Annotated in this window: 25 protein-coding genes; 9 read left to right on the top strand and 16 right to left on the bottom strand. The window is 41.2% G+C overall.

Features of this window, described 5'->3' with window-relative positions:
* The first annotated feature begins 61 nt into the window (after window positions 1-61).
* The 3 genes from CBM24_RS22930 (at window position 62) to CBM24_RS22920 (ending at window position 2046) form a co-directional block, all read left to right on the top strand.
* Window positions 62-430: a dihydroneopterin aldolase gene (locus CBM24_RS22930; RefSeq protein ID WP_088162873.1), complete on the top strand. Its 369-nt coding sequence runs from the start codon at window positions 62-64 to the stop codon at window positions 428-430.
* Between the two features lie 78 nt (window positions 431-508).
* Window positions 509-1219: an AAA family ATPase gene (locus CBM24_RS22925; RefSeq protein ID WP_088162872.1), complete on the top strand. Its 711-nt coding sequence runs from the start codon at window positions 509-511 to the stop codon at window positions 1217-1219.
* Between the two features lie 383 nt (window positions 1220-1602).
* Complete coding sequence (locus CBM24_RS22920) at window positions 1603-2046, top strand: Hsp20/alpha crystallin family protein (RefSeq protein ID WP_088162871.1); 444 nt, start codon at window positions 1603-1605, stop codon at window positions 2044-2046.
* Window positions 2047-2204: 158 nt separating this feature from the next.
* On the opposite strand, the gene CBM24_RS22915 is transcribed toward CBM24_RS22920, so the two are convergent.
* On the bottom strand, window positions 2205-2642 hold the full coding sequence (locus tag CBM24_RS22915; RefSeq protein WP_088162870.1) for an acyl-CoA thioesterase: 438 nt from the start codon (window positions 2640-2642) through the stop codon (window positions 2205-2207).
* A gap of 117 nt (window positions 2643-2759) precedes the next feature.
* Between CBM24_RS22915 and CBM24_RS22910 the strand changes: the two genes are divergently transcribed.
* The 4 genes from CBM24_RS22910 to CBM24_RS22895 all read left to right on the top strand — a co-directional run bounded on the left by CBM24_RS22910 (window position 2760) and on the right by CBM24_RS22895 (window position 6504).
* On the top strand, window positions 2760-3263 hold the full coding sequence (locus tag CBM24_RS22910) for an RNA polymerase sigma factor (protein WP_075994087.1): 504 nt from the start codon (window positions 2760-2762) through the stop codon (window positions 3261-3263).
* Window positions 3253-3894, top strand: coding sequence for a hypothetical protein (locus tag CBM24_RS22905; RefSeq protein WP_088162869.1), 642 nt, complete (start codon window positions 3253-3255; stop codon window positions 3892-3894). Before CBM24_RS22910 ends, CBM24_RS22905 begins: the two co-directional genes overlap by 11 nt.
* A gap of 94 nt (window positions 3895-3988) precedes the next feature.
* Window positions 3989-5641, top strand: a complete 1653-nt coding sequence (locus CBM24_RS22900; RefSeq protein WP_088162868.1) for an ABC1 kinase family protein — start codon at window positions 3989-3991, stop codon at window positions 5639-5641.
* A gap of 77 nt (window positions 5642-5718) precedes the next feature.
* A complete protein-coding gene (locus tag CBM24_RS22895) occupies window positions 5719-6504 on the top strand; it encodes an SDR family oxidoreductase (protein WP_088162867.1) in 786 nt (261 codons plus the stop codon).
* 153 nt (window positions 6505-6657) lie between these two features.
* Here the strand turns inward: CBM24_RS22895 and CBM24_RS22890 are convergent, their stop codons facing one another.
* On the bottom strand, window positions 6658-7251 hold the full coding sequence (locus tag CBM24_RS22890) for a YceI family protein (protein ID WP_088162866.1): 594 nt from the start codon (window positions 7249-7251) through the stop codon (window positions 6658-6660).
* 102 nt (window positions 7252-7353) lie between these two features.
* Window positions 7354-8046 (bottom strand): Crp/Fnr family transcriptional regulator, encoded by a 693-nt coding sequence (locus CBM24_RS22885; RefSeq protein ID WP_157698575.1) that lies wholly within the window; start codon window positions 8044-8046, stop codon window positions 7354-7356.
* A gap of 140 nt (window positions 8047-8186) precedes the next feature.
* Here CBM24_RS22885 and CBM24_RS22880 point away from each other — a divergent pair, with 140 nt between their 5' ends.
* Complete coding sequence (locus CBM24_RS22880) at window positions 8187-8726, top strand: GNAT family N-acetyltransferase (protein ID WP_088162864.1); 540 nt, start codon at window positions 8187-8189, stop codon at window positions 8724-8726.
* 7 nt (window positions 8727-8733) lie between these two features.
* Here the strand turns inward: CBM24_RS22880 and CBM24_RS22875 are convergent, their stop codons facing one another.
* From CBM24_RS22875 to CBM24_RS22845, 7 genes are all read right to left on the bottom strand, one after another.
* Window positions 8734-9135: a DUF1634 domain-containing protein gene (locus tag CBM24_RS22875; RefSeq protein WP_088162863.1), complete on the bottom strand. Its 402-nt coding sequence runs from the start codon at window positions 9133-9135 to the stop codon at window positions 8734-8736.
* 78 nt (window positions 9136-9213) lie between these two features.
* The gene (locus tag CBM24_RS22870; RefSeq protein WP_088162862.1) at window positions 9214-10047 is read right to left on the bottom strand and encodes a sulfite exporter TauE/SafE family protein; all 834 of its coding nucleotides are present in this window, start codon (window positions 10045-10047) and stop codon (window positions 9214-9216) included.
* 232 nt (window positions 10048-10279) lie between these two features.
* Window positions 10280-13387 carry an efflux RND transporter permease subunit gene (locus CBM24_RS22865; protein ID WP_088162861.1) on the bottom strand — a complete coding sequence of 1036 codons (3108 nt, stop codon included), beginning with the start codon at window positions 13385-13387 and terminating at the stop codon, window positions 10280-10282.
* Window positions 13388-13408: 21 nt separating this feature from the next.
* Window positions 13409-14500, bottom strand: a complete 1092-nt coding sequence (locus tag CBM24_RS22860; RefSeq protein ID WP_088162860.1) for an efflux RND transporter periplasmic adaptor subunit — start codon at window positions 14498-14500, stop codon at window positions 13409-13411.
* Window positions 14490-15824 (bottom strand): TolC family protein, encoded by a 1335-nt coding sequence (locus CBM24_RS22855; protein ID WP_198385986.1) that lies wholly within the window; start codon window positions 15822-15824, stop codon window positions 14490-14492. Before CBM24_RS22855 ends, CBM24_RS22860 begins: the two co-directional genes overlap by 11 nt.
* 176 nt (window positions 15825-16000) lie before the next feature.
* On the bottom strand, window positions 16001-17380 hold the full coding sequence (locus CBM24_RS22850; RefSeq protein WP_088162859.1) for a sensor histidine kinase: 1380 nt from the start codon (window positions 17378-17380) through the stop codon (window positions 16001-16003).
* Window positions 17377-18063, bottom strand: coding sequence for a response regulator transcription factor (locus CBM24_RS22845; RefSeq protein ID WP_198385985.1), 687 nt, complete (start codon window positions 18061-18063; stop codon window positions 17377-17379). The genes CBM24_RS22850 and CBM24_RS22845 overlap by 4 nt, the downstream gene beginning before the upstream one ends.
* Before the next feature lie 160 nt (window positions 18064-18223).
* On the opposite strand from CBM24_RS22845, the gene CBM24_RS22840 reads away from it, so the two are divergent.
* Window positions 18224-20737, top strand: a complete 2514-nt coding sequence (locus CBM24_RS22840) for a phosphocholine-specific phospholipase C (RefSeq protein WP_088162858.1) — start codon at window positions 18224-18226, stop codon at window positions 20735-20737.
* A 94-nt stretch (window positions 20738-20831) separates the two neighbouring features.
* Here CBM24_RS22840 and bioD read toward each other — a convergent pair whose 3' ends face one another.
* Genes bioD through bioB form a run of 6 tightly spaced genes read right to left on the bottom strand, consistent with a single transcriptional unit; the run spans window position 20832 to window position 26530 of the window.
* Window positions 20832-21464, bottom strand: a complete 633-nt coding sequence (gene bioD, locus CBM24_RS22835; protein WP_088162857.1) for a dethiobiotin synthase — start codon at window positions 21462-21464, stop codon at window positions 20832-20834.
* A gap of 54 nt (window positions 21465-21518) precedes the next feature.
* On the bottom strand, window positions 21519-22268 hold the full coding sequence (bioC, locus tag CBM24_RS22830) for a malonyl-ACP O-methyltransferase BioC (RefSeq protein ID WP_157698574.1): 750 nt from the start codon (window positions 22266-22268) through the stop codon (window positions 21519-21521).
* Window positions 22269-22273: 5 nt separating this feature from the next.
* Window positions 22274-22972 carry a pimeloyl-ACP methyl esterase BioG family protein gene (locus CBM24_RS22825; protein WP_088162855.1) on the bottom strand — a complete coding sequence of 233 codons (699 nt, stop codon included), beginning with the start codon at window positions 22970-22972 and terminating at the stop codon, window positions 22274-22276.
* Complete coding sequence (locus CBM24_RS22820; RefSeq protein ID WP_088162854.1) at window positions 22969-24129, bottom strand: 8-amino-7-oxononanoate synthase; 1161 nt, start codon at window positions 24127-24129, stop codon at window positions 22969-22971. Before CBM24_RS22820 ends, CBM24_RS22825 begins: the two co-directional genes overlap by 4 nt.
* On the bottom strand, window positions 24126-25427 hold the full coding sequence (gene bioA, locus CBM24_RS22815; RefSeq protein WP_232475609.1) for an adenosylmethionine--8-amino-7-oxononanoate transaminase: 1302 nt from the start codon (window positions 25425-25427) through the stop codon (window positions 24126-24128). The genes CBM24_RS22820 and bioA overlap by 4 nt, the downstream gene beginning before the upstream one ends.
* A 23-nt stretch (window positions 25428-25450) precedes the next feature.
* The gene (gene bioB, locus CBM24_RS22810) at window positions 25451-26530 is read right to left on the bottom strand and encodes a biotin synthase BioB (protein WP_088162853.1); all 1080 of its coding nucleotides are present in this window, start codon (window positions 26528-26530) and stop codon (window positions 25451-25453) included.
* Window positions 26531-26573: the final 43 nt, after the last annotated feature.

Below are 26573 nucleotides of genomic sequence, written 5' to 3'. Positions count from 1 at the left end.
TTGGTATGGCTAAATATACAAATAATCCCATTTGTATGGAACAATTTCCTTAGGTTTGTACATGGCAACCATTTTACAAACAGTATCGTTGAAAGAAGCCCGATTCTATGCACCAATAGGTTACTATGAAGAAGAACAGGTGCTTGGCAATGAGTTTTTTGTTTCTATTGATGTATGTTTTCCCTTTTTGAATACGGAGACAGAGAACTTAAAAAATACGCTCAATTACGAAGAACTCTATCAGATTACCGCTAGCGTTATGCAGCCTAAACGAAAATTGCTCGAATCTGCAGCTTCAGAAATACTAGATCAGATTGGGCTGCGGGTGGCCGATGCTGTGACGATCGAAGTGGTGATACGTAAATCGAACCCTCCCTTTGGTGGAGATCTTTCCTGCTCCCAAGTTAGCCTTAAATATTTCAAGGATTAAATTGAAACTGGATCAGCGATATGCTGGCTGAAAGATTTAGTTTTGCCAACTGTTATCTGATAGTCTTAAATTAACATTATGAATATTTACGATCTTGTAATTGCCGATAAGGAAAGGATAGCTTTAGAAGATGTCTTCTTGGAAGAGGAGAGCCGTCAGAAGCTCCATCAGCTGATTAAAGAGCATCGTTATATTAAAGAGCTTTCACAATATGGTCTGCCGGTTAGCAATAAGATTTTACTGCACGGTTATTCTGGTTGCGGAAAAACAACAACGGCGAAAGCCTTGGCCACAGCGCTCGAAAAACCAATTTATGTGTTGAATCTGAGCAACCTCATTTCTTCTCGTATTGGTGAAACCTCGCAGCACATTAAACAGGTCTTTGATAAAGCTGGGCGTGAAAAAGCAGTTCTGTTTTTAGATGAATTCGATCAGATAGGAAAGGCACGAATTAGTGAAGAAAAGGATGTGGGGGAAATGCGTCGTCTCGTGAATACCATTATACAGTTGATCGATTATTTTCCTGCTGAAGCGGTATTGATTGCAGCAACCAACCATCCCGAAATATTGGATACAGCCATTATCCGTCGGTTTCAGCTTCGTTTGGCTTTTGAGTTGCCGACAATGGTGCAGTTGGATGCTTATTATGATAAATTATTTACACCATTTTCGCATTATGCTGATGTCGTACCTCGACGCTATGGGATCTCCTATGCAGAGGCTAAGGACTATATTTACGATGCCGTCAAATTCTTATTGATTGCTACATTGGAACAAAATCAACCTTAATGATTTTTTTGAACGCTCCGCTTGAAATACTTAATAAAAAAATAACACCCTCTGATAAACTGTTTTTCTCTTCTACGTGAGTCTGTTAGTTGAACGCTCCGCTTCAGATGCTTAATAAAAAAATAACACCTTCTGATAAACTGTTTTGTCTCCTATACGTTAGTTTGTATATGGGGATAATTTAGGATAGGACGGGGTGTCGATGACAGATTGATCGCTAAGTCGCTAACAATAATTTGTGAATGAGTCAAAATGGCATTTATTTTCATTTTAAAATGACATTTTGTCTTTTAAAAGCTGCTGGTACGCAAATTGAATAATTCTCTTCAAATAGTTAGAACAAAAAAGCTTAACAATAAAACAAAAAATTAGGAGGACAAAAAATGGCATTAATTAAATTCCCTACAAAAAGTTTAAACACTGATGCAGTAAATCCATTTGTAAACACTGTATTTGACAATTTATTCAATGATAACTTCATCTCAGATCGTTTGGTATCCCGTGTGCCGGCAGTCAATATATCGGAATCCGAAAAATCATTTAAAGTTGAAATGGCAGCGCCCGGATTGGATAAATCTGATTTTAAGATCAATGTAGATAAAAATCTAATTACGATTTCAGCTGAGAAAAAAGAGGAAAGTGTTAGTGAAGAAAAATTATACAGCAAAAAAGAATTCAATTACTCTTCGTTCTCAAGATCATTTACATTGCCAGAGACCGTAGATTACAGCAATATCGATGCTGCCTATGAAGGTGGGATATTAATTTTGACTGTTGGCAAGAAAGAAGATGCAATCATTGCAAAACGTTTGATTGAAGTTAAATAATTCAGCAATACACAGGAAATAGTTCATTTTGGGAATGACCAAAAGATGAATAAAAGGCAATAGTTTTTAGGTTTAGTTTATGTTTTAATCCCTCGGAGTTCCGTTTGTGTTCCGAGGGATTTTTCTTTTATAAGGATGATCTTGACATGATGAAAAGACTATTCCGTTTCCGTATAGTTTTCAGATCGGGGAATTTTGGCGAGATAAGGCTCCATCTCTTCTGGTAATTTGGTTAATTTCCGCTTTTGAAGGTCCAGCCAGGCTCCATCGACGTTAACGGTACAGCACAAAACTCCGTCATGACGAAAAACCTGATGTATAAATGAAAAACGACTATTTGTTTTGTTGTATTTCGTCAGTTCTACTTTTACCTGTACATATTCATCCAAATGTACTTCTTTAAAATAGATAAGTTCTTCCCTGAATAAAATCGGACCGATATGAAATTCGGCAAATTTATCCAGTGAAAAACCCATTTTGTTCAACATATTACTACGGGCCTGAGCGCATATGTCTGCGTAAGCAGAATGCCGCATATGCCTATTTGCGTCGATCTGCGCCCATATAATTTGACCTTGATAAAATATATTCTCCATAATCTTCAGCGATTAGTCTCTATTTTAATAACAATTTACATAATTTTAAATAAAGCTGTAACACTTTGTTTGTTTGCTATACTTATTACCTAAATATATTTAAAGAAAAATCGCTAGGTGAACCCATCGGAAATAGAATTTCTTCGACTGATTGACGAGAATAAAGGTATTCTCGTTAAGGTGAGCCGTATGTATATGGATGATCATGAGGGGCGGCAAGATCTGTATCAGGAAATCGTGTATCAGCTGTGGAAATCCTATGCGACATTTAAGCAACAGAGTAAATTTTCAACGTGGATGTACCGTGTTGCCCTCAATACCGCAATGGTATTCTTAAAAAAAGAAAAGAAGCATCAGATTTATGATGCGTTAGAGGAGCGACATGATTTTGCAGAAGAAGCTTACGATACCGATAAAGATGAGCAACTGAAAGTCTTTTACCAGGCCGTTCAAGAGCTCAATGCAATTGAAAAAGCCCTGATATTTTTGTTTTTGGAAGGTCAAAGTCATCGCGAGATTGCAGAGAATCTGGGTATATCGGAAGTCAACGCCCGCGTAAAATTAAACCGCACGAAGGAGCGAATTCAACAAATCATTAAAAAATACAAGTATGAATTTTGATGAGTTAAAGAAATCTTGGCAGGAACAGCCTACAGATGAGGATTTACAGAATCCAAATCTCAAATACTATAAGGAAGTTGGCAATATCATGGGCAAGTTGCGCAAGAATATCAAACGCGAGTTTATCTCCTGGGTCGTTTGTATGGGCTTTTTGTTTTTGGTGCCTATCTTGCCAATGTATAAGATTGAAGGTTATGCGGCATTTGCCTATTACTTTTTTATCGTACAGATATCATTATCAAGTCTTTTATATTACCGGAGGTTCTTTTATTTGGTAAAGAGCACGAAAAAGATCGAGTTGTTGGCTTCTAAAGAACACTTGCTCAAGTTGTATTACGATTTGAAGTATGCCGTAGAGACTTATCGTATTGCGGCCTATGTGATGATTCCACAAGCTTTGTTTCTATATCTTATTATGATAGCACAGAATAAGACAACGGTGTGGTTTGATCGGTTGTACCATTTCAAGGAAACTTTCCAAGAGGAACCGAACTTTATTGTATGGATGATTCTTTCGGCAATTGTGTCTATCGTCCTTGTTGTTGGCCTGACAGAAATTATGATTCGTTGCTACTACAGTAGGTATATCACGGAGATCAAGGAGAAATTGGATCAAATGGAAACGGAATAGAGCGACCATATGAAATATCTACTTTGTTTTACAGGTGTTCGTGTTTATAGCGCGAGGATATTTCGTATATTGTTATCGAAAATCATTGTCCATTATGTATAATCCGACAAAGAAGTTACAGCGCAGTTCTCAGATCTTAAGTATATTGGCCAAATATGGTTTTAAAGATGCAATCGCTCGATTGCCGTGGAAAGGACCCAGATCAGCCATAGAACATCCTATAGATGTCGATGAGATCAGTGTTTATGCCCGTATTCGCATGGCGCTTGAGGAGCTCGGTCCGGCTTTTATCAAGCTTGGACAATCTGCTTCGACCCGGGAAGGATTGTTGCCCAAAGATCTCGTAGATGAACTTAAGCGCCTTGAGGATAATGTTCCCCCTTTTGAAGTGGATATTAAATCTTATCTCAAAGAAGAACTTGAGCTGGATATTGATGGGCATTTCCAGGAGATTACTGCCGAACCTTTTGCTGCGGCCTCTATCGCACAGGTATATCGCGCAATCTTAAAAGATGGAACCCAAGTCGTTTTAAAAGTCCGACGTCCCGGTATCGATGAGGTTATGCGCTGTGATCTAGCACTCATGCGTGATATTGCCAAAATCCTAACCATGTACAATGATGTACTGGAAAACCTTAACCTTCTGCTGATTGTTGAATCTTTCGCTACGACCATGCAGGAAGAGATGTCCCTGGTGATTGAGCGGCATAACATCGAACGCTTCACAAAGAACTTTAAAGGAAATAAACTGATCAAGGTACCCCGTGTTTATCCTGAACTCTCGTCGGACCATGTTCTTTGCATGGAATATCTCGATGGTTTCAAGGTAACTGATGCCGTTGAAATTAAACGTCGGGGAATGGATGTCCAAACGCTGGTCAAAAATGGGATCAATTTATACCTTGAGCAAGTGATTATTCATGGTTTCTTTCATGGCGACCCCCATCCCGGCAATATGATGGTGATGCCGGATGGACGGATTGCTTTTTTGGATTTCGGAAATATGGGTAAATTATTGGGGATAGACCGTAGGCAGCTTGAAGAGTTTATTCAATCGGCTATTTCCGAAGATGCTGTCCGGCTTGCTGACGTAATTGAAGACGTTGCCGTGGTGAGCCATATTCCGGATCGTAACCGGTTTGAAAGATCCCTATATGAGATTTTCGATATGATTGATAATGTATCTCTCGGGGATCTTAGCTTAGATTTATTGTTCAATAAATTGTGGAACATCATTGGTGACAACCGCTTGTATTTTCCGGAATATATTTATCAGTTGATGCGGGGCATTTCGTTGATGGAAGGTATTGGACGCCAGTTATATCCCGATCTTAATATTATGGAGAGTATCAAGCCCTTTGCACGTAGGATTATGATGGAGCGGCTCTCTCCAGAGGCAATCTTCAAAAAAGGAAAACATAAAGTTGAATCTTTTGCGCGCGATGTCGAAAAACTTCCTGAAGATATGCGCGCCCTTGTGCGCTTATTTCGAACAGGAAATTTTACACTCAACCATCGATTGATCAGTGCGCGATCTTTTAATGCTATTTTACGCAAGGGGGTCAATCGTATTGTCATCGGAATTATGTTTATGTCACTCAATTTACTAGGTGGGATGATTATTGTCGCACGCGTAGAACCACAGTGGTGGGGAATTCCCATTTTTGCCTGGATATGCCTTGGCTCAGCATGGGTCTTTGCCATATATTTATTTGTTGCTATGATCCGAGCAAAGGACAACGATTAACCGGGGTTAGAACGCATTTTCAGCCATGATGATTGGCTATGCATACATACACGCTATAAAATAAAAAATAAAAAGATATGGAAATCAATCTAAATGGGAAAAAAGCCCTGATCGGAGCGAGCTCTGCTGGTATAGGTGCAGGTATTGCCCAAGTGCTTGCCTCATGTGGCGTATCTGTAACATTGGCTTCCCGACAGGAGGAAAAGCTACAACGTACATGTGAAGGTCTTGATACCTCCAAAGGACAGGTGCACCAATATATCGTAGTGGACTACAATGATCACGAAGCATACAAAAAGCAGATAACACATTATTTTGAGTCGAATAAGGTGGATATTTTAATCAACAATTCGAATGGGCCTCAAGCAGGAACCATAGACCAAAAAAATCTGGCGGATTACCAGCATGCTTTTGAACTCTTATTTCAAAATCACTGTTACACGACCTCATGTGCGCTGCCTTATATGTTGGCAAATCGATACGGACGTATTATTAATGTGTCTTCTTCAACTGTGAAAGAACCGGTATCTAATTTAGTGTTGTCTAATACGATCCGTACAGCATTGCTTAGCTGGAGTAAATCGCTGGCAACGGATGTCGCTAAAGAAGGGGTGACGGTCAATAGCATCTTGACAGGCCTTTTTGATACGGACCGTATCCAGTCGCTAACCAACCTTGACGCTCAACGTATGGGTATATCCTACGAGGAAGCGCTACAATTGCGGTTGAAACAGGTTCCTGCGCAGCGTCTGGGTAAACCTGAAGAATACGGTTATCTCGTCGCTTTCCTTTGCTCCGAATATGCAAGTTATCTGACTGGAGCCAATATTCCTCTGGACGGCGGGATGTTAAAAGGCTTATAAAAAATGAGTTGCTCAATTACGTCAGGTCAAAGCCCTTGATTTGAGCATTCCATAGCTGATTGCTGTAGCCAGAGCTCGGTATAAAATTGCATAAAAAGGGGTGTCCAATCTGTTTGGACACCCCTTAATGTTAGTGTGATTTATTATTTTCAATTAGTTCAACACCAATTCGGTGTTGACAATGATGTCGACATCAGAAGCAACCGCTTCTACACCTGAAGGTAATTTATCATTGTATTTCATGCCGAAATCCTGACGGTTAATTTTTGTTTTAGCTGTAAATCCAGCACGTGTTTTTCCCCAAGGATCCGTAATGATTCCGCCATTTTGAGTCACATCGAAAGTTACTTTTTTCGTTACATCACGAATAGTCAAATCTGCTATCATAATATATTTTCCTTTTACTTTCGCATTTTTAAAACTGATAGACTTTAATGTCATTTTAGGGAATTTTTCCGCAGCAAAGAAATCATCGGTCTTCAAATGATTGTCACGGGCAGCTATACGTGTATCGATGCTGTTGACGTCGATAGAAAAATTAACTTTAGCATTGTTAAAGCCTGTTCCTGTTGCAGTTTCAACTGTACCTTCTACCTTTGTGAATTCACCATCAACAAAGCTGATTCCAAGGTGTTTTACATCGAATCTTGCATTTGTATGCGCAGGGTCTGCAGACCATTTTACTTGTGCTACAGCAACATTAACCATTAATACTGCTACAGCCAAAATTTGGAAAAATTTATTCATGTGTTTTCTTTTTATTTATCTAACCTTCAAAAGTTCAAAATGTTTGTTTGAACAAGCTTCTGCAAAGGTGGGATAAACTAACAACGAAAAAATTGATGTAGGTCAAGAATTTCGATTCGGCTTTAATATTTGTCTTTTTAGACGGCTTAAAAACTCTTGCGTGACGCCAAGATAGGATGCTAATTGCATATTGGAGATCCGCGGATAGATTTTAGGATACCTTTTGATGAAATCCAGATACCGCTCTTGTGCTGTAAAACCTATGCTCGAGATAATACGGTGCTGCGATGCTATTTGGGCACGTTGGGCCATTATCCTGGAGAGTTTCTCAAAGATTGGATGATCTTCGTAAAGTTTGTCTTTATTTTTTTTTGACAGTGTAAGTACCACAGCGTTTTCCAAAGCTTGGATATTTTGAAGCGCTGGCTCCTGATAATTAAAGCTGGCAATATCGCCGATCCACCAATCTTCAATTGCAAACTGTAGAATGTGTTCGATCCCATCCGCGGTGACATAGAATGATTTAAATAAACCGCTGATCACGTATGCTTCATGGTGGCACACCTCTCCGGCCCGGAGAAAGTATTCTTTTTTCTTTATTTTCCTTACCTGATAACGTGAAACGATGTCATTCAGTTCTTCCTCAGTGACATCAATGCGTTGTTTTACAAATTCCTTGAATTGTTCCATTTGGCTGTAAAATACGAAATTTTGCAATGCTAATTTAACAAGCTGTTTGATTCCTGTCAATCCTAAGTTAAAATAATTCAGTTGCTGGCTATTGCTTTTATTCAATTTGATCAAAACAGTGATGAAATCAACATTTTGGTGTAATATTTGACTGGATATTGCCGTAATTCAAATAGTTTCATCAATAATTGGTATCTTCTGTAGGATTTAAAATAATTTGATTGCTAAAACTATAAATATATCTCATGAAGTTTGTTGCACCCAATACTCTGGAAAACGATAAGGTTGTATTACGAATCATAGAACCAGCGGATTTTGATACGCTATATCAAGTTGCCAGAGATCCCTTGATCTGGGAACAGCATCCCAATAAGGACCGCTGGAAGGAAGATGTTTTTCGCCAATTTTTTGAAGGCGCCTTAGCAAGTAAGTCTGCTTATCTGATCTTGGATAAGGAAAGTGGTGCCTGCATCGGTAGTACGCGGTATTATGGCCTTGATGAGGCGGAAAAATCGATTTTTGTTGGGTATACGTTTTATGCCCGTGCATATTGGGGTGCAGGCATCAATCCATTGGTCAAAGAGATGATGTTTGATTTTGCCTTCAATTTTGTGGATCGAATTTACCTGCATGTGGGGGCTGAAAATTATCGTTCTCAGACAGCAGTTGAGCGCTTGGGCGCAATTAAAGTGGCTGAAAAGATGGTCAGCTATGTGAACGAACCTGAACGTAAAAATTTTGAATACGCACTGGAAAAATCGGCCTGGCGGCGAATCAAGAGATAAAGCCTTATTATCCCTTGATTCCGCTGAGTATACTGCCTATAATGACTGTTAATACAATCAATGTGATAATAATGTAAAGCCTGTCCTTCTCGATGACAAACCCAAATAACGAGCCGATCACGCGTACAATAGGGGTGCAAATCAATAGAAGTACACCTAACTGTATAACCTGTGGAATATTTCGGCTAAAGGCCCCGGTAATAATTCCGGTAATTGTTGTGTTGGAATTCCCCTCACCGACAAAATCTCTGTAATTCGGTACGGTATCCTGTCCATGAACAATGAGGTAGAAGATACCGCCAAGGATAAGAATAGAGGAGGCGAGTATAACGCCAATACGTAAAATTTGCCCTACCAAAAGTGAGATGTCCTTGTCTCCCCAATAGTGTTTCGAAAATACTTGTTTCATTTTGAGTAGTTATGTCCTTCATCGTCTAGCGGAAGGACGTTACAAACCTAAAATTCTAAATCGTGTAAACTACCGTTTTTAGAATTTATGCTGGAATCCGTTGAAGATCATTTCCAAGGCCACCAATGTAATGGCGACGGCGAAAATAATGCGTAAAGTCTTCGGATTCATGCGTTTTAAGAGCTTGGATCCGGTAATGGCGCCGCATAATACGCCTAGGATAACTGGAAAAGCAATACCTGGATCCATATAGCCTCTTTGTAAATAGACCACTGCAGAAGCCGCTGCGGTGACACCGATCATAAAGTTGCTTGTTGTGGTACTGACTTTAAATGGAATTTTCATCATGCTGTCCATTGCTAGTACTTTAAGGGAACCGGAACCAATGCCCAATAATCCAGAAAGTATTCCTGCAACCCCCATCAAAGAGAAGCCTCCGGCTATGTTGGTAAGTTTGTATGGAATTAATTTGCCATCAGCAGGATAGGTACTGTTCAGCTTCAATTTTTCTGCCAGGACCGAACCGCCGGAAAGTGCGTGTTCGTTTTTCTTACGTACCGTCATAGCCGCAGAGAAGATAAGTACAACACCAAAGATGATTGCAATGGTATTCGTAGGCATATAAATGGCAATAACAGCGCCGATCACTGCTCCAATGGTAGTTGCAATTTCAAGAAACATCCCGAGCCGGATGTTGGTGATGCCTTCCTTGACGTAGGCTGTAGCTGCACCGGATGAAGTCGCTATGGAAGCCAGCAAGGCAGCTCCAATGGCATAACGGATGTCGACATGAAACAGCAGAGTCAATAAAGGGATGACAACGACCCCTCCGCCTAAGCCTGTCAGAGATCCTAAGAGTCCTGCTACAAAAGCACCCAGGAGAAGGATGATTGTAAAGGTGAGAATAGTCATAAATATTTGTTTGTTTGTGTGATCCAAAAAGCAGCTTCCGCTTAATGGAAGGTAATTTGTTGTAAACTTAAGGGCTTTTTATTGTTTTTGAAATTTTTAAGCCGGAATAGATACAAATGTTACATCAAAAGTATCATCAAAAAAATGATACTGCCCTGCCGCTTCTCAGCGTGGGGCAGTATCGATGACCTTTTAATGGTCTAAGTATATCGTATATAAAATATGGACAACATTATTCAGCGATTGTTTGTTGTACCTTTTCTTTTCTGTTGAAGATATCGTAGATGATTGGAAATACCAACAACGTTAATATCGTCGCTGAGATTAGTCCGCCAATGATGACGATCGCCAAAGGTTTTTGTGATTCCGAACCTATACCGGTCGATAATGCAGCCGGCAATAATCCGATGGAAGCCATTAGAGCTGTCATGACCACAGGTCGTGTTCGCGATTTTACACCTTTATAAATTGATTGGTCATTGGGTAGACCTTCCTTCTTGTTCTGATGGAATTCCGAGATCAGGATAACTCCATTCTGGATACATATCCCGAATAATGCAATCATACCTACTCCAGCCGAAATTCCAAAATTCATACCTGTAACGTGTAAGGCAATAATTCCACCGATAAGTGCAAAAGGAACGTTGGCCAATACGAGCAGCGAATCCTTGATATTCCCGAATAGAATAAACAATAGGAAGAAGATGACGATCAAACTGATTGGTACCACCTGTGCTAAACGGTGTGTAGCACGCTGCTGATTTTCAAATTGTCCAGTCCAGCCAATGGAATATCCTTCCGGAAGCTTAATTTTACTTACTTTTTGTTGTGCTTCAGCAATGGTGCTTCCTAAGTCACGGTCGCGGATGGAAAATTTGATGCCGATATAGCGTTTGATGTTGTCGCGATAGATAAAAGCAGCACCATTATCTTTTTCAATGGTCGCGATACTTTTCAAAGGGATTAATGTACCATCACCACATGGAACCATCAGCTGTGCAATATCTTTTTCTGTTTTCCGATATTCGGGTGCATAGCGTAGGCGAATGTTAAATTTGCGTTCACCATCGTACAAAATGGAAGCGGTCTTTCCGCCGAAGGCCATTTCGAGTACCGCCTGTGCATCTGCCGGTAGAACGTTGAAAGCTGCCATACGGGTCCGGTCCAATACCACACTCACTTCGGGCTGACCAATATTGAGAATAATACCAGGTTCTTTAATGCCTTGAATACCTTTGACCTGTGCATAAACTTCTTTCGCCAGGCGGTCTAAGGTTGCGAGGTTATCGCCAAAGATCTTGATGCCGTTTTCGGCTTTGAAACCAGCAACTGCTTCGGCAACATTATCCGAAATAGGCTGTGAATAGTTATAGGTAATACCCTGAAATTGTTTGAGTTTATGGTCCATCTCTTCGATCAGCTGATCCATGGTGATTTTACGGGTCCATTCCTCTTTAGGTTTTAGGGCCACAGCAAACTGAACAAAGCCAAAGCCATTGGGGTCGGTACCATCGTTGCTCCGTCCTGTTTGCGACAGTACGCCGGTGACTTCAGGAAAGGTTTCCAAAGTACTCTTTAACAGTTTGGTTGTTTTAACCGATTCACGTAAAGAAGTGCTCATAGGCATCTCGGCAGTAACCCAAAGAGACCCTTCATTTAATGTCGGTAAAAATTCTGTTCCTAAAAATTTTGCAGAAAATAAGACTGCAGCTAGTAAAGTAATCGCAACGATCATACTCAGACGCTTGTTTCGGAATGTAAATCCAAAACCCTTGGCGACAATTCTATTCCAGAATTCAACAAATGGATTGTGTCTTTCTTTCACATTTTTATTGAGCAGAATATGCGATAAAGCGGGAACGAGTGTCAAGGTAAACAGTAATGCACCCAGTAAAGCAAAACCCAGGGTAAAGGCCAGTGGAGAGAACATTTTTCCTTCTACTTTTTGGAAGGAGAATATGGGCATCAATGAGGTGATGATAATCAGCTTGGAGAAAAAGATTGCTTTCCCCAAGCCTGTTCCTGTCTGTTTGATCCAACCTGCTTTGGCCATTTTGTTGAATTTCTCCATGCCCAGCTTATGGGCTTGGTGGTCCAACATGACAAATATCCCTTCAACCATGACGACTGCACCGTCGATGATAATACCAAAGTCTACAGCGCCTAGAGAAAGCAAGTTGGCACTCATGCCTGCTAGTTTAAGGCATAGAAAGGCAAAAAGTAATGCGAGCGGTATGATAATGGAAACGATGACCGTAGTGCGCCAATCTGCCATAAAAAGCAATACCATTAAGGTGACGAGCACAATACCCTCAATTAAGTTATGCATAACGGTATGGGTCGTGAAATCCATGAGATTGTCACGGTCATAGAAGGTTTGCATTTTGACATCCTTGGGAAGGATTTTGTTGTTAAGCTCGTCTATTTTCGCTTTTACAGCAGTTAAAACCTCTCTTGGATTTTCGCCTTTCCGCATTACGATGGTTCCTGCTACCACATCATCATTTTTACCAAAACCGGCTTGGCCCACGCGGGGCATCGCGCTTTCTCTTACTTCGGCTACATTTTTAACAAAGACAGGATTTCCTTTTTGGTTGATTACAGTGATGTTTTCGATATCATTGATTGAGTTGACCAAACCAATACCGCGTACGACGTAGGACTGGCCACTTTTTTCGATGACATCTCCACCGACATTCAGGTTACTTTTGCTGACAGCATCAAATACCTGCAAAGGGGTCAGATTAAATTTGTCTAGTTTGATAGGGTCAGTACTGATTTCGTAAACCAAATCCTGTCCGCCAAAAACGTTGATATCTGCTACACCTGGAACACCGCGTAAAGCGCGGTCAATGACCCAGGTCTGCAAAGTAAGGAGGTCGCGTGAATTACGTTGATCGCTATGTAATGTATAACGGAATATCTCTCCTGTAGGGCCATAAGGGGGCTGTACTTCAGGGTCGACATTGTCGGGCAAGCTTACAGATCGCATGAGGTTGTTGACCTGGTTGCGGGCAAAAGTGTCGTCAACACCATCATCAAAGATGATTTTAACAATGGAGAGGCCAAACATGGTGGTGCTCCGTATACTTGTTCTCTTTTGAACTGGACTCATGCCTAGTTCGATTGGTGTCGTTACAAAACGTTCGACTTCCTCGGCACTTCTTCCATTCCATTGGGTAATGATGGTTATTTGTGTATTGGTTACATCAGGAAATGCCTCAATAGGCATGCTTTTAAAGCTAATGAAACCAGCAATAGCCAAAATACCGACCCAAATAAAGGTAAATGCTTTATTTTTAATGGAAAAGGCAATGATATTTTTAATGAATTTGTTCATTCGTGTAAATGCTAAGACGGATTAATTATTCAGTGCTCTATAGATCAAAAGTTTATTGTTGACAACAACTTTTTCACCTTCCTGTAGTCCCGTAGCCATATAGGTTGTTCCTTCGTTTTGTTTGATCGGCAGTATTTCGCGAATCTTAATATCATTTTGGGATTTATAGATTAATACGAAATATTTGTTTTGATCGAAAATAACCGCATCAGAAGGAACTGCGAGTGCTTCCGTATTGGAGCGATGCAATACTTTAATGGTCGCTTTACTATCCGGAATAAGTAAACCATCCTTATTGTCTAGCACCACCCGTGCCTGCATTGAATTCGTCTGCGGATCGATGATCTTAAAGATTTTATCGATACTGCCCTGGAATTTTTTGTCCGGGTAGCTCAGGGTAGACACCATAGCGGGCATACCCATACTAATCTTGTCGATATCCGTTTCGTTGACATTAAGAATTGCCCATACATCTTTTGTATTGGCCACATCAAAGATGTTGTCGCTGCGGTCACTACGCAACTGCATGTCCTTATTGATGTTCTTTTGGACGATGTAACCATCGATTGGAGATACGACCGAATAAATATTGCCTGTACGGACATTGTAAATCTGACTGACAGCCTCTGAACGGCGTAGCTGCTCTTTGGCTTTGGTTAATTGTCCTTTTGCCTCCAGCATGTCTTTATCTGTGCTCAATTTTCCGTTATACATATCTTCAGCTACACGGTAGTTTTTCTCGGCGAGTAATACATCGGTTTTGGCATCCGAAAGATCCTTTTGTATACCAGCGACTTCCGTACTTCTGATTGTTGCCAATACCTGACCTTTATGGACATAATCACCCAAAGAAACATTCACGGAGACAACATTCCCTCCAACGAGTGGGAAAATATCGATGTAATTGTTTTGATCGGCCGATATCTTTCCAAAAAAGTTGAGTTCTTCGGTCACATTTTCTTTTTTTACCGTAGCAAAACTTGTCGATTTAAGCATCGTCTCACTAATTTCGAAACCTTTGACAATGGTTGCATTATCTGTTTCTTTATGATTTTGGCAAGAGTAAAGTAGCACTATTGCCACAGTGGCTATAAGAAATTTTTTAGTTGACATGAGTTGAATTGAATAGAGAAGTTTGAGCCAGGTAGTTTAATTGTTCGGCGTTGAGAATAATTTCCTTTTTCATATCGTATAACTTAAGAATAGATATGCGATAGCTGTCCATAAAATCAGTGAACTCAACTAAAGAAATATTCCCTTTTTTAAAATTATTGAATATGCCATCATAGACCACAGCGATGTTGTGAAGGTCGTCTGAAGTAATGGTAAAATATTGATTATATTGATTTTCCCATGACTGATAGTTGGAACGGATCTGTGACTCCAATAGCTGCCGTTGGACTTCAATATTTTTCTTTGCCTCTTCTTCGGCGTATTTCGCTTTGATAACATTTCCTTTATTTTGTTTCCACAACGGGATCGGAATGGCGGCTGTAACATTGACTTCATTGTGGAATACCCCCCCGTTCTGGCTGTAGGAAAGGCCAAGGTTAATATCAGGTGTATTTAAAGACTGTTGCCATTTTGTAAATAACTGTGAGCTTTCAGCAGTCTTTAAGGCAAATTGATAATCGGCATTGTTTTCCAAGGCCAATTGATAGATTTTGTCCAAAGGCATTGTTGGTTTTACGGCAAGTTCCTGATCTGCTTCTCGATCTGTTAACTTCGGTAATACATCTTCCTGACTGGAAATAAGCACACGTAATTGCTGCTGTAGATTGATGCTATTATTGATCGCTGTCGTTTTTTCGTTGTTGAGATCGATGGCCATTGTTTGAAGACGAACTTGATCTTTCAAAGAAACGTTCCCCTTTTTTCCTTGCTCTTTATAAGCTGCAAGCAGATTATTTAGGTAATCCAACTGAATTTTAATATCTGCCAACTTATGTTGCTCAAAGTAAAGAGAATAGAAGGTTGTACGCAGTTGCGCGCGAAGGCTCGCCAGTAATTGACTGAACTGCAACTTAGCAAGTTCAACATTTGATTTGGCAAATTCCACTTCATTCTTCTTTTTTCCACCGAGATAAATCAATTGGGATACGCTTGCTTCCTTGGATTGACCAATATGAAATGTTTGTTTGTTCTGTGGGTCATAGGCATTGGCAGACAGCTGCAACTGTGGTAGATCCCATATTTTGGCCTGTATAACGTCAGCCTCTGCTTGGCTGATGTCATATTGTTGCGCGAGCAAGGAGAGGTTACTTTTGATAAAGGCTTCTTCGCATTCCTGCAGGGTCATCTGTTGTCCCAAGATCTCACTTTGCTTAGTCCCAAATGTACTTTCATGAATGCTCGTATAAACAGCTTGTGGTGGTTTTTGTTGAGCAAAAGTCATGCTATTGAAAAGCAATAAAAATATAAGGGGTGTCTTTGTCATATGTTTCAAATCTTATGTAACAAAATAACTGGTCTAAGATTAAAGACCCCTTAATAAATGCTTAAAAAAAGCTTAAAAAAGCATGTTTGTCAGATGGGTGGATAGGTATTAATGGGTATAGTAAATATATGTTCTTGTTGCTAAGAGACTTGACATAGTCTGTCTAAATCAGGTAACTATACTTCGCGGTTAGGAAACAATTTAAATAATAATACAAAAGTATGCGTAGATTGTTTTAGATCTGCCTGATATGCTATTGTTGCTTGATGCGATTGCATGATACGCTGAACGATACGTAGCCCTAAGCCTGATCCTGTTGTTTCATTTGCATTTTCACCGCGGCTGAACGCATCAAAAATCCGCTTTTGGTCGATTGTACTTAAAGCCGGGCCAGTATTGCTGACAAGTACCTTGAGTTCGAAGGTTGATTCTAGAATCATCACTTTTACCTCCCTGGTATCGGAGTAGAGCGCGGCATTTTTAAATAAATTCACAAAAGCAATTTCAATCAATTGTGCGGAACAGAAAATACTAAGTTTTGGATCTTCGATCCCACCAATTGAAAAATCCAGTTGCAGGTCGGGGAATACCTTGGCTACTTTTTCATAGGCCATAAAGATAATTTCATCGATCCGCTCTTCCTTATAGGTCATTTTCAAACGCTCGGAGTCGAACTTTGAAAGTAACATCAGCGAATCGGTTACCTCCGAAAGATGTAAGGTTTCCTTGGATATGTTACGTAAAACCTGCTTTACGTCTTCACTCAGCTGATTTTGATGATAAAGGTTCTCCAGCTGAAAGGACATTCGGGCAAGCGGTGTTCGCAGCTCGTGGGAGGCGCTGGAATTAAATTCTTTCTGCGATTCGAAAGCAGCCGAAAGTCGCAGCAGCATGGTATTAAATGCTCGGGTTAGTACAGCAATCTCATCGGTATGACCGGTATACTCGACGGGTTTGGTAAGTTTACTAGCATTAATCTGCGTAATATTATCTTTTAATTTATCGAGTGGGATCAATAGGCGCTGGATGAGGTTATAACTAAATATCCAGACCAGAACAGCGCTCAGGACAAATAATATCGTTAGGACGAGCGCTAGATGGTCCATTTTTTCATTTCCGGAGTAATCCTGTGCTTTTACGATAATATAATAAGGTAAACCGTTGATGCGATAATATTTGGCCAGTGTTTCATATTGGTCCTGATAGTAGAAGATCTGTTTTTCCTGATTTAGCCGATTGACAATCGAAGCATTCCAGGTAATGGTCTGATCCTTTACGGTACTGAAGACGAGCTGTTTGTTTTTGTCAAGGATGATAACATCTTCATAGAAAAGGCCATCTTCGTCATCGTGAAAATAGTTTTTGTAAGACTGGCGGTTGAAATAGGGGTTACTGGCGATATAATGGGAAATATTGTCCAATTTATCAATCAGTCGCTGGCGAAATTGATCTTTCCGAAAATCGAAACTAGCATAGTAGATAATCAACATCGCCATACCGAAAAGGACGGAGAATGCAATGCTAAAGCTAATCGCTATTTTCTTCTTTAAATTCATTTTTCTGCCGATAGGTAATAACCAAAGCCAGGTCTTGTATGGATCAGTTTATTCTCAAAGTTTTTATCAATCTTCTTACGCAAAAAGTTGATATAAACTTCAATTGTATTCTGTGTTGTCTGAAATTGATTTTGCCATACTTCCTCCGATATATGTTGCTTGGACAGGGGGCGGCCCTTTGCCTGTGCTAAGATAAGCAGCAGCTGAAATTCCTTTTGAGTAAGATTAATTTCTTCATTTGCACGTAATACACGGGCCTCATCAGGATAAATGATCAGATCATCGACTACCAGTGTTTTTGTTTCATTGCTTTCGCTATGTTGTTGCCGACGCAATAGGGAATAGATGCGCATCAGCAATTCATCTAAGACGAAAGGTTTAACCAAATAGTCATCAGCAGCCCGTAGAAATGCCTCCTTTTTATCATCTATATCATCGTATGCCGAGAGAATAATAATTGGTGTAAAGGCGTCATGGCTTCTTATCTTTTTACAGATTTCCAATCCATTGATTTTGGGGACATTGATGTCCAATAGATAAAAACCATATTTCTTCTGGTGTGTTTTGGCCAAAAAATCGATTCCATCAAAGGCTTGATCACAGGTAAAGCCCTGGCTTAATAGAAAAGATCGGATCTCTTTAGAGAGTACCTTGTCGTCTTCGAGCAGCAAAATGTCCACCATATTTATATCTGTTGTCTTTTCGTAAAAATAAACAAATTTTTGTCATCCAATCAAAGAGATGTTTTCTTCGTACTTAATTTGGTAACATAAGATTTACACGAAGAAATATGAAACAAAAAGAAATCTAAGTAGATTCAAATCGAAATTATAAATAAGTGTTATGGAAACCAGAAGAGAATTCTTACGAAAGACCCTACTATTTTCAGGAGCAGCAGGTATTGCCAGCTTCATGCCCGCATCGATCCAGAAAGCCTTTGCCATAGACCCTGACCCAGGAAGTAGTTTTTTAGATGCCGAACATATCGTCATCCTGATGCAGGAGAACCGATCCTTTGATCATACGCTAGGTAGTCTTTCGGGAGTTCGGGGTTTCAATGATCCACGTTCGATACGTTTACCGAACGGTTTACCCGTATGGTATCAAACGGATAAAGAGGGAAAAACGTATGCTCCTTTCCGATTAAACCTGAAGGAAAGTAAAGTGACCTGGATGGGTTCTCTTCCACATAGTCGTGCAAGCCAGGTGGATGCCTTTAACCAAGGTCGTTACGATCATTGGCTGTTATCGAAGCAATCAGGGAATAAACAATATGCGGCTATGCCCTTAACATTGGGGTATTTTACACGCGAAGATTTGCCTTTTCATTACGCCTTAGCGGATGCTTTTACAGTATGTGATCAGAATTTTTGCTCGGGTATGACCAGCACTACGCCTAACCGTTCCTTTTTCTGGACGGGTAAGATTACAGAGATGAAAGATGGTCTGCAAAAAGCGAATATTCGGAATGATGACTTTGGCTATGGTAAAATGACCTGGGAAACTTTTCCGGAATTGCTTGAAAAGAATGGCATTAACTGGCGTTTTTATCAAAATGAGACAAGCTGTGGCGGCGGGTTTTCCGGACAGGAAAGGGCATGGCTATCCAATTTTGGGTGTAATCTGCTGGAGTTTTTTCAGGCTTATCAAGTTAAATTTAAGGAGAACTATATCAAAAGCCTAGAAACACAGGTTCGGGATTTGCCCATGCAGATTTCCAAGTTGGAAGAGAAGTCTCCTTCTTCCGAAGAACAAGCCGAAAAGATACGCGCTGATATTCGCAAAAAAAGTGAGGCACTTGAGCGAGCGGAGACCGAACTAAAGGAATTCAATCCAAACAATTATAAAAAGCTAAGTGATTTTACGAAATCATTAAATGAGCGGGCGTTTACGGTAAACAAAGGGGACAACAATTACAGGTCGCTTGATACGTTACATTTTAAGGCACAGGGGAAAAAAGCTGCGCTGGAAGTCCCAAAAGGCGATATTCTTTATCAATTTCGCAAAGACGTTGATACTGGTAAATTGCCTGAGGTATCCTGGTTGGCCGGCCCACAGAATTTCTCGGACCACCCGAGTGCGCCCTGGTATGGAGCTTGGTATGTATCTGAAGTTTTAGATATCTTAACAAAGAACCCTGAGGTTTGGAAAAAAACTATTTTTATCATTACCTATGATGAAAACGATGGTTACTATGATCATGTTAAACCTTTCCTTGTACCTGATTTAAAGAAGAAAGATACAGGGGCATGTTCTCCTGGGATCGATACGGAGGTGGAGATGGTTCGTTTAGAAAATGAGCTAAAACAGGGGATTCCTAAAAAACAGGCACGCGAAGGGGCTGTGGGCCTAGGTTTTCGTGTTCCCATGTATATTGCGTCGCCTTGGTCACGAGGTGGTAAGGTCTGCTCTCAGGTATTTGATCATACGTCTACTTTGCAATTTTTGGAATCTTTCTTTAACAAAAAGCTGAACAAGAATATGCATTTGGAAAACATCAGTGCATGGCGTAGAACAATCTGTGGTGATTTGACAACCGCTTTTACACCTTTTACTCAGCAAAAGGAACAACTCCCTTTTCTTGATAGGAATCAGTATATCGAAACGATATACAATGCGCAGTTCAAAGATGATCCGCGAGGCTTTGTTGAGGTCAAAGATCCTGATCTCGCGACTAAAAACGGATGGATTCCGGGATTTGACCGAATACAGGAGCGGGGGATTCGTAAATCTTTGCCATTGCCTTATGCGCATGATGCGGTGGGCTTTGTGAAAGACGGCGTGTTTCATCTAACGATGACTGTAGACAGCAAGTTTTTCGGAAAAAGGACCGCAGGTACAGCCTTCAACGTTTATAGTCCGTTGGAATATCGTGATGAACAGGGGCAAAGTGAAACTTACCGTAATTGGAATTTTGCGGTGAAGGCCGGTGATCGTTTGGCATATCAGTGGGACCTGGCACGATTTGAAGGAGATCGCTATGCGTTTGAATTGCACGGTCCAAATGGTTTTTATCGAAAATTTTCTGGACAAAAAGGAACAGCAGCACTAGAGGCTACCGTTTCTCCGGAACTGAAAGCGCTAACTCAGGCAGCGACAGGGAAATTGCAGCTGAGACTCAGGAACAAGAGTGACCAGCGGGTAACGGTAGTTGTCGAGAGCCTTAGCTATGGAAAATATGCCATAACGAAAGAAATAGCTCCTGCCGAAGAAGTTCCATTGATCCTGGATGTTGAAAGTCAAGGAAATTGGTATGATATTGCTGTACGAATCAAGGGAGACAGCAGTTTCGTCATTCAGCTCGCAGGGCGATTGGAAACAGGTGTTGAGTGTACAACTGATCCATTATTAGCATAATCTGTACTGTTTCAGCAAGGATGGCGGTCAATTCTTATTGAATGGGTTCCCTGCTGTTGCTATATATCTATCAATAGTATCCGCTTGACCTTATTTACACGCGAACAAATAAGGTCTCCGGATAGTTTGTTTCTATATAACGACGAAGATACAACTCCGTATCAGTACTTATGGTGCAGTCTTTATGAACGGGGAATGTATTGTAAACCAAGGTATGTAGATTGATCTTGCGCCTGGTGATCGCTTCCAGACTAAGTAAGGTATGATTGATACTCCCTAATTTTCCAGAGGTGACAAAAATAAGTGGATACTGCATTTCTTGGATGTAATCGATAATCAGATAATCTTCTCTTAATGGAACCATCAATCCACCTGCACCCTCAATAAGAACAGCGTCGTAGCGTTGGCTTAATGTTAAGCTAGCCTGTCTGATCTTTTTAAAGTCAATTTCACGATTATCGAGACGTGCTGCTAGATGAGGGGAGGCGGGGTAGGTGAAAATCTCCGGCATCGTAATTTTCTGGTGATCTTCTGCTGTTAATGGGATTTCCATGAGTTGGCGATGGAGGACGATGTCTTCAGAAATAGTTGTATTTCCAGTTTGTACAAGCTTTTGGGTAATGGTGCGTATACCGCTTGTATTCCATTTTTTCGCGAGGAGGCCAGTCGCATAACTTTTTCCGATCCCGGTATCTATGCCGGAAACAAAATAGATATTTTCATTCATCGCTGTATTTCTTTTGTAGGTTGTTCGATTGTTTGTAATTCGAGTGCTCAGCTGTTATTTTTTTGCAATAATATAGATGGGATGGTAGGTTAGGGATACGCCCTCTTCTGTCCCATAGTGCGATGTATACTTATCACAGAAAGCCCGAAGTTTGCCTTTTGTCCACCGGTGATTTTTTATTCCCGTTACCCCTGTTTGTTTCAGGTGAACAAGAACTTGTAGTGGGCTTTCAAAGTTCAGTTTCAAATGTTCTTCTTGTGCAACGAGGATCTTATAATTCAACGCTAAAAGTTCTGCGATAAGTTCCGATTTGGATCGATAGGTTAGTCCAACATGTGCCGTTGCATTGACCTCGTGCATATTGTCATGTCCAAAAGTGCTGAAGGCAAGGATACCGGAATCCGGAAGGGATCCATAACAGCTTTCAAAGAAAGCGCGAGGATTGTTGAACCACTGAATCGTAGAACAGGACGCGATTAGATTGATGTCTTTGGGAAAAGCATGAGTTTCTGCATCAGCACAGATGAACGTGTGCGACGATGTCAAAATATCCATTACTTGGGGCATCATTTCTGGACAGATATCATTTAAAACCATTTTTTTTGGTTTGATATGCTGTAAGATTAACCGCGAAAAAAGCCCTGTTCCACAGCCAATTTCCAATACTTTTTGTGGTCTTAGCTGTATGTTCTCCTGCATCAACCTGATCATTTTTTTTGCTATTTCGTATTGGGCGATCGCTGCCGACTGATAGTTAGATGCCGCTTTAGCGAAACGGGACCTAATCCTTTGTTTGTCCATCATGATGATCATCTTAAAAGGTGCTTAAATAATTGTTCGGGATAATGAGTAGCATCGATTATCGTATATGCAGTACCGGGCCAGGCGCATTTTTGATTCTCTAAGTTGAAGATTCGATCTTCTTTGCCAATATATATCTGATGCCATTGGAATGCTGCTGCTGATTTTGCACCAGCTGTTTTTTCAATCGCGATGAGCTCTGAACGGAGGTCTTCGATGTCGCGTTGGGGGGCTCTTTCAAGAAAGTAGTTAAAAAGGGCCTTGGAACCACACATGCGTAATCTGAATTTTTCCAACGTTTTATTGCTCAGTGTATCCAATGTTCCTTTAAATAACTGGCTAGGAATTCCTTTTTCGTCATCTATTGGAAATGGTGTTCCATTGATTGCAGTACATGTGCTGATGGGGTAATTGCTGTTTTGAAGTTCGGGCAGTACCATTGATGCCGCCCATACCCCCATAGACCAGGCGAAAACCTCAATTTCCTGGTAACCTGCCAGTAGACTTTTGTCTAACAGTAAATCCGAATAACTATGGGCAACAATAAGATCTTTGCCGACTGGGGAATAGTGCAAAAAAGGATGTTCATCCATGCCCCAGCCTGCAAAGAATAACAGTAGTTTTTCGTTGGATTTTACCTGAAGATGCTGCCCTGGCAAGTTATCGACCGGAGTGACTCTTTTAGGAGCGATTCTTTTAAGTATCATAAGCTTGCTGCGAGTTGTTTGATCATGGACGATGTCATTGTTGCTGTCAATGAAATTCGGATTCTTGACGTTCCTTCTGGTACTGTGGGCGGGCGTATGGGAAGCACGTAAAATCCCTTTCGCTGCAGGTCTTCTGCTTTCAGTACCGTTTCCTTGTTATTACCGATAATGACCGGTAGAATATGACTCTCTGACGGACAATTAAAGCCTTTGGCAATTATGTGCTGTTTGAGCAATAGGCTATTTTTGTGCAGCTGTTGGCGCCGGTCTGTAAAGTCACTTAAGCGTTCCAAAATAAACACAGTCCATAATAGATTGATTGGAGGCAACGCTGTTGTAAAAAGTAGTGTACGTGCCTTATTGATCAAATAATTTCGGATTGGTTCCTTACATAGCAGGTAGCCACCAACCGATGCTAAAGCTTTTCCGAAAGTGCCTGTCAGGAAATCAATATCGGCAATACATTGCTGTTCTTCTGCGCAACCAAGTCCCTGTATTCCGCGTACCCCTACGGCGTGAGCTTCATCGACATAAAGTAAGGTATTGGGGAAACGTTGTTTTAGACTGACCAGATAGTTGAGGTCCGTGCAATCACCATCCATGCTAAAAATACTTTCTGTAACGATGATGACGCATGTGAAGCGATGGGCATATTTTGTCAATAATTGCGTTAAGTGCGTATAATCGGAATGCCGGTACCTGTAGCAGGCTGCATTGGATAGTCGGATGCCATCAATTAGGCTTGCGTGCACACCCTTATCGGCGAGAATTAATGTCTGTGTATCACAAACTGCAGGAAGTATGCCTACATTCATGTGGTAGCCGCTGTTAAAGACCAATGCACTCTCCGTACCGAACATTCGGCACAGCTTTGTTTCCAATTGCGTATAGCGTGCATGGTTTCCTGTGAGTAGACGCGAAGAGGAAGCGCTGAATACAGCATTATCCTTTGTCACCGAGTTTAGGAATTCTTGACGAAGTATCTGATCTGTCGCAAGTCCAAGATAATCGTTCGATGAGAGGTTGTAATGCTCTTTAACATGCTCCTGTGCTGTGTTATCCTGTTGTGTGATAAGGAGAAGTTTTCGTTTATTCCCTTGTTTTTCAAGGGCGAATAATTCATCTTCAATGCGCTGGATTAGACTATTTTCAATCATTGGACTGTGCTGATTACGGCTAGCAATGCCTGTGTTAACTTGTGAAGCTCACCTTCATTTATGATAAAAGGGGGCATGATATAAATCAGTTTTCCGAATGGCCTTACCCAAATTCCCTCTTCGATAAACCGCTGTTGTATGCTGGAGAGATCGACGGAGTTTTTCATCTCGATGACTGCAATTGCACCTAGAATTCTGAGCTCCTCGACTTGGGGCAGCGCTGTTGCAGCGCTAAGTTCCCGTCTCAATTGTTCTTCGATTAACGTTACTTTCGCTTTCCAGTCCGTTGCCAATAGTAATTTGATGGAAGCGTGGGCTACTGCGCAAGCCAAGGGGTTTGCCATAAAAGTTGGCCCGTGCATAAACGTACCTGGTGTACCGTTGGAGATTGTATTCGCAACATGATCTGAGGTGATCACGGCGGATAGCGTCATGTAGCCACCGGTCAAGGCTTTGCCGATACACATGATATCGGGCACTATTCCGGCATGCTCCCAGGCAAAGAGCTTGCCCGTGCGCCCAAATCCGGTAGCAATCTCATCAAAGATTAAAAGAAGTTGATTTTCTTTGCAGAGATGTGCTGCCTGACGCAAGTACTCCGGATGGTAAAAACGCATGCCACCGGCTCCCTGGACGATAGGTTCAAGGATGAGAGCGGCCAATTCGTCCTTGTGTGAGCAGATCAGGTCTGCCAAGGGTTGGATGTCATTGGCATCCCATTCTTGCTCAAACGCTATTTTTGGGGCAGGGGCAAAATAGCGTTTGGGTAAAGCATTGTCAAAGATGCGGTGCATGCCAGTAATGGGGTCACAGACCGACATCGCGTTCCAGGTATCACCATGGTACCCCGAACGAATCGTGACAAAGTTTTTCTTATTGGTCTTTTTTTGTGAGACCCAGTATTGAATAGCCATTTTAAGTGCAACTTCTACCGCAACAGAACCCGAATCGGCATAAAATATTTTGTTGAGTGAAGTAGGGGTGATGTCAAGTAGTATTTTACCGAGAGCAATTGCTGGTTCGTGCGTAAGTCCACCAAACATCATGTGTGACATGCTGCTGAGCTGTGCTGTGACCGCAGCGTTAAGGACGGGGTGATTGTAACCATGGATGGCGCACCACCAAGAGGACATACCATCTATAAGCTGCTGTCCATTTTCCAACTCGATTATACAACCATCTGCCCGTTTAACCTTGTAGGCAGGTAAGGGATTTGTCATGGTGGTATACGGATGCCATAGATGCTTTTTATCAAAATCATCGATAAGGTCGTGATGGTTGATTTCTTCTCTTTCCATGATGGTCTGCCGAATTATTTTTGTTATTTGTTTTGCTGCTTAGCGATATTGCGCTGGATTTTATGTTCGGGTCTTGACCATTTTGGTCTTTCACCAAGATCATGGTAATGCGCCATCTCAGTTGCGATGGTTTCGGGTTGATTTTTTTTCTCGAATGGCTGTTGTGGCACCAAACCTAATGTTTTAAACATGTCCATGTCTTCATTGACATCGGGATTGGGCGTGGTGAGGAGTTTGTCGCCTGAGAAAATCGAGTTAGCTCCTGCGAAAAAGCATAAAGCTTGCCCTTCTTTACTCATGTTGGTACGTCCTGCAGAAAGGCGAACTTGTGTGGTGGGCAATAAAATTCGGGCTGTAGCCACCATGCGTACCATTTCCCATATCGAAACTGTTTCCATGACTTCCATTGGAGTACCGCTTACAGGAACGAGCGCATTGATCGGTACCGATTCGGGTTGTGGAATGAGTGAAGCAAGTGTGATCAACATCGCGGCACGGTCGTCTATACTTTCTCCCATTCCAATAATACCACCACTACATACGGTTATGTTTGTTTTACGTACATTTTCGATCGTTTGAAGGCGATCATCATAGCTTCTGGTCGAGATAATTTCCTTATAGTAATCGGCAGAGGAATCGAGGTTGTGGTTGTAGGCGTATAGTCCAGCTTCTGAAAGGCGTTGTGCTTGGTTTTCGGTCAGCATTCCTAGCGTGCAGCAGACTTCCATGTCAAGTCTATTCAGTGTTCGGACCATATCAAGTACATGGTCAAACTCAGGGCCATCTTTAACATTGCGCCAGGCGGCCCCCATACAGATCCTTGAGCTACCTCCAGCTTTGGCTGCCAGTGCCTGCTCTGTTACCTGCTCTAAGCTCATCAAGCCTTCCGCTTTTACATTCGTATGGTAACGTGCAGCCTGGGGACAATAGGCACAGTCTTCGGGGCACCCACCTGTTTTTATTGATATCAATGTGGACACTTGTACTTTGTTGGGGTCGTGATATTTCCGATGTATTGATGCCGCATCATAAAGCAGGTCCATTATTGGTTTGTTGTATAAAGCGACAACTTCTTCCTGCGTCCATTTTGGTTTTGTTTCCATATTAATGCTAAGTTTTTATGCTAAAATCAAATCTATTTTACTT

This window comes from Sphingobacterium sp. G1-14 (genome assembly GCF_002196555.1).
In the GTDB taxonomy this organism is placed as follows: Bacteria; Bacteroidota; Bacteroidia; order Sphingobacteriales; family Sphingobacteriaceae; genus Sphingobacterium; species Sphingobacterium siyangense.
This window is presented reverse-complemented; position numbering and strand designations above follow the sequence as displayed.